The organism is Gelidibacter pelagius (assembly GCF_017581925.1).
Taxonomy (GTDB): Bacteria; Bacteroidota; Bacteroidia; order Flavobacteriales; family Flavobacteriaceae; genus Gelidibacter; species Gelidibacter pelagius.
In genome coordinates this window covers 1-390 of sequence record NZ_JAGEVG010000086.1, presented here as the reverse complement: position 1 = coordinate 390, position 390 = coordinate 1, and the positions used below count along the sequence as shown (strand labels likewise).

At 44.6% G+C, this 390-nt stretch carries 1 pseudogene; it reads left to right on the top strand.

Features of this window, described 5'->3' with window-relative positions:
* A pseudogene (locus tag J4051_RS19345) lies at positions 1-300 on the top strand (hypothetical protein); the annotation flags it as partial.
* Between the last annotated feature and the right edge of the window lie 90 nt (positions 301-390).

Below are 390 nucleotides of genomic sequence, written 5' to 3'. Positions count from 1 at the left end.
GATTTTACGCCGGCCCAAAGAATGCATGCTCCGGAAGGTTCCACCCACGTAAGCCTAACCTCAGGATTCCTGAATTTAGACTTCAATTCGGGCGCCAAGGATCTGAGGCTAAGCCCAATTGCAAACTTGCCTATTGATCACACCACGGCAACGGTAACCTTGACACCTTCCGCTGTTCCAATTGGAGCCGGAGCGCAATGTTACTTTCTAAAAGTGGCGTTTTATCAAGAAGTCAACGGTATCCAATATCCATTGAACAATGGTGCCTATAACGCGCTCCAATTATTGGAAGTGCTATAATAACCGGAATACCAAAACTAAGCGGACCCCAAAAAGGTCCGCTTTTTTATTTTTAATAGTTTAACGAAACAGGCATTCCAAACCTCAATA